We start from the raw sequence: 3,924 nt of genomic DNA, 5'->3' as shown, positions 1-3,924 counted from the left end.
ATTGGGATCATAACTATATATCAGGGCTGGATTATTTCGGCCTTTTTTGTGCCGACACGATCAGCATCATAGGCCTTCTGAGTTCGTCTGCCATTCCGGCGACACTGTTAATCATTTCCATGTTTGGCTGTGGTTCAGTAACTAAATCGATCGCAAAGTTATTGGCAAGCAGGATTGTAAGATAAGTGGTAAGTGTCCTATGGTATTTTATTACATTGTTTTGTAAGAAATGTGTTTCCCGCTTTCCTTCTTCAAAGTAATGGTCCACGGGCCAGTATAACTTGTTTCCGGCTGCATCGTAAATCCAGTCTTGGTCGGGTCTTGCAGTAAATATCGGATGCTCAACAGAAAACACAAAACTGCCGCCCGGTTTTAGCCAACGGTTTATATGCATGCAAAGCGGATCAAAGTCTTTGATGTAATGGAATGTAAGGGAACTGATGACGCAGTCGAACTCCTGCTCATCAAACCTGATATCCTCCAATGCGCTTCTGATATAAGTGATGCCAGGGAGGTCATTGATTTCTTTCGCCTTATTGAGCATCCTTTCGGAAAGGTCGACACCTGTTACCGTTTTAGCTCCGTTTTCAATAGCATAGCGACAATGCCAGCCAAAGCCGCAGCCCAGGTCCAGTACATTTTTGCCATCAAAGCTCGGAAGGATATTTTTTAACGCATGCCATTCTCCGGCACCTTCAAGACCTTTAATAGATCTGTCCATATTTTTATATTGATCGAAGAATGTTTGCTCGTCATATTTGTTCTGCTTCATAATCGGATAATAAATTTTAATAGGTTAAGATACATCTTTTTATCAGGGGACAGTATCACAGCCCCCATGTATTAAACCATTTCCTATTTTTGCTTTTCTTTCATAGGGTCTAACTCGGTAGTATGCTGAAACTGGTAATTTTCCATCTACGATTCAATATGAAGCAGCAATTGCTCTAGGCTTTTACCCGTTTCAGATAAGCCATAATATACTTCCGGAGGAAAGGTGTTCACTTGTTTTCGAACCACAATTCCATCGTTTTCCATTTCTTTTAGTTGTTCTAATAATACTTTTTTGGAAACCTTGGGCATTTTACGCCACAATTCAATGAAGCGTTCATCACCCGTATAAAAAAAATGATGGAGGATCAGGGGTTTCCATTTCCCGGAAAATATTCTGAAAAAAAGATTTACGGAACAGTTTTCAAATTCCTTATAATTCATTAGGTAACAATTTTGTAACCGGGAAACCTCTGGGTAAATATCTTTCGTTAGCCGAAGGTTGTACCGAAATTTACCAGCTAATTTAGGAATTTAAATACGTTATCACTATGACAATACATCAAATACGTAATGCCACTATTATTATCGAATCGGACGACAACTTTATATTGGTTGATCCTTTATTGGGAAAGTCAAAGACATTTGTTCCGCTAACCCTTTTCCGTTTCAAACCCCGTCGCAACCCTTTGGTTGATTTACCCATTGAAAGCGAAAAACTGTTGCAGAAAATCGATTATTGCCTGATTACACACCTGCATCCCGACCATATCGATGCGGTAGGAATCGAGTTTTTGCGTAGCCGTAAAATTCCCGTCCTGTGCGGTGAAAACCACGCCCGCCAATTAAAAAAATGGGGATTAAATGTCCTGCAAGCGATTGATTATTGGGAGACAATCTCGTTTCTGAAAGGCAAACTTACTGCGACACCTGCAGTTCATGGCTATGGCTGGGTAAGAAAACCAATGGGGCATGTGTATGGATTCGTATGGCAGTCATCCGATGATGAATCGGTATATATAAGTGCAGATACCATTTATACCGATGACGTAAAAAAGGTGTTGGCTACCTACAAGCCCGACGTATCTGTGCTAGCTTGCGGTTCGGCACAATTCGATTTCGGCAGACCACTATTGATGACAATGGACGATATTGTAAAGTTTATCCGTGATGCGCCAGGAAAAGTATTGGCAAATCACATGGAAGCCATCAACCATTGTCCTACCACACGCCTTGAGTTAAAGCAAAGATTGGAGAAAGAGGGATTGCTGCACAAGACATTTATTCCGGCCGATGGAGAGCGTATTGAAGTTGTAAAACCATTGCATGAATCCAAGATATAATTTTAAGCATAGTTTTTCCATGGAACACAATTGCCTGGTTTAGTGTTTAAAATAGGATAAGATCTTTATCAGGGCTGGCTCCATCCAGCCTTTTTTCTGATATAAATGTTATCTTAGCGCTATGCTGAACAATCTCTTTGAACAAGTCAAGGTTATGAAGCTTTCGATATGGGAGGGATTGCCGCCATTGCGGAGTGATACGGCACAGACTTCGTTGTTTTAAATTAGCTATTTTATGGGAAGTTTAACAAAATATGTATCAAACGATCATCCAGAATTCGCCGTACTTATCGAAGATGACGATAAGGTTTGTTATGCATACTTATTGAATGAGGAAAGAATAGTTGGAGATATTTGGTTATACAATAGCGTTCCTACTCCCAGAGAATCTGAATGGCATAAAAGGGAGAATCTACCGTTTTTAAATCCTGCGGAGTTTGTCAAAGAAAACCTTGAAGCATTTGATGCGATTTCACCTGTCGAGGTAACCTGGGATTTGGGGGAAGAAACGGTGGCCAATATATTTCTAGCGTCCAGATTGATCGCAAAGCTAACCGTAGGGTCTTTTCCCGGTTGGTCTAGTCTGGTCACTAAAGATGGGCCTTTGGCGCAGAAGATGTAGAGCTTTTAAACTATGATTGTCAGTAAAGATTCCTACGTTTTTTTATTTCTTCGATCCTTTTATAATAAAGTTTTCTTTGTTTTTGTTTACGAAATGGGTCAACAGACAAATAAATAAACAACAATATAATAATTCCAGAAAAAAAAGCAGCGACATACATTAACCAAGTAAAAAACTTTTTCATTTTTTTCGGGACTGTCCCGCGAAATGTGTAAATAAAAACTAGGGATTCCAGTTATGTTCCTTATAACGGGGCTCTTTTTTCAAGTAAAGTTAGGAATTGATTTAGGACCTAGCGTGTCAATTCTTTTACTTATTTTTAGCGTATGAATGATAATCAAGCATCGGGCTTGTTTCTAGCCATTTTTAGCATTATTGTTGGACTTATTATGAAAAGGTTCGGACAACCTTCATATTGGTATACCCGACCAATTGCTCTAGGAATATTCGTTATCATTCTTGTTCTTTTTGATGTTTTTATTAATAGATCATGAGTTTTATCTGCCCTTCTTTATCTGGTATTTTTTCCTTCTTTTTTCAATCAACTCTTTCGCGATAAACAACTGTGATAAGATCCATAGTTATTGAGATTTTATTATCGTTAACTCGCCATCATCAAATCCCACTGCTATTTCCTTTGCTTGTGCAAAAATTGAAGTTTTGAAATTTTCGGATTTTACATATGACTGAACTGGACATCCAGCATAAAAGAAAAATAAGCATCCCACTTTGTGCCCCAAACCGGATTAGAGATCAGCATGGGACTATGAATCGGGGTCTAATGTTAGAATGTATGGTATTTTAGATGATAAGTTAGTAACTTATCATGCCAATGGTTCCGTTACAGCATTGACAATAGGACACAGGATTGAAATCAAATCAGCTGGTGGGTTCAGTATTTTTCTTCGAAATTCAGGGGAACTTTTTTAACAAGGAAATAGAAATGGAGAATTACTTAATGATGTTCAACAATACGATTGAGTTCTTGAAAAAGAATAATTTAAAGTATGAATATATGAAGTTTTCATCTGGTTCAATAATGCTTGATGTTTGGTCACTTGTGTCCTAAATAAATTTTAGGATTGGATTTCTGTGGTACACGCATAGCTTTTTTCATCATTTCGATATTGACCCCTATTTTTCAATCTGGGAAGATCTTTAGCTGTCACTTTTTTCCTTTTCTAGGCG

At 38.4% G+C, this 3,924-nt stretch carries 4 protein-coding genes; 2 read left to right on the top strand and 2 right to left on the bottom strand.

All coding sequences use genetic code 11. From position 1 onward, the window contains the following. Nucleotides 1–31 precede the first annotated feature (31 nt). Nucleotides 32–772 carry a class I SAM-dependent methyltransferase gene (locus B2X72_RS09020; protein ID WP_145327335.1) on the bottom strand — a complete coding sequence of 247 codons (741 nt, stop codon included), beginning with the start codon at nucleotides 770–772 and terminating at the stop codon, nucleotides 32–34. Nucleotides 773–918: 146 nt separating this feature from the next. Then, the gene (locus tag B2X72_RS09015) at nucleotides 919–1,215 is read right to left on the bottom strand and encodes a winged helix-turn-helix transcriptional regulator (RefSeq protein ID WP_286849232.1); all 297 of its coding nucleotides are present in this window, start codon (nucleotides 1,213–1,215) and stop codon (nucleotides 919–921) included. Nucleotides 1,216–1,322: 107 nt separating this feature from the next. Between B2X72_RS09015 and B2X72_RS09010 the strand changes: the two genes are divergently transcribed. Both B2X72_RS09010 and B2X72_RS09005 read left to right on the top strand, forming a co-directional pair. Beyond that, entirely contained in the window at nucleotides 1,323–2,114 is a 792-nt protein-coding gene (locus B2X72_RS09010; RefSeq protein WP_145327333.1) for an MBL fold metallo-hydrolase, read from the top strand. 235 nt (nucleotides 2,115–2,349) lie between these two features. Further along, nucleotides 2,350–2,736: a hypothetical protein gene (locus B2X72_RS09005; RefSeq protein WP_286849228.1), complete on the top strand. Its 387-nt coding sequence runs from the start codon at nucleotides 2,350–2,352 to the stop codon at nucleotides 2,734–2,736. Nucleotides 2,737–3,924 lie beyond the last annotated feature (1,188 nt).

It is taken from the genome of Sphingobacterium sp. UBA7253 (assembly GCF_002472745.1).
Classification (GTDB): domain Bacteria; phylum Bacteroidota; class Bacteroidia; order Sphingobacteriales; family Sphingobacteriaceae; genus Sphingobacterium; species Sphingobacterium siyangense.
Note: the sequence above shows the minus strand (reverse complement) of the source record. Positions and strands in the feature narration are given on the sequence as shown.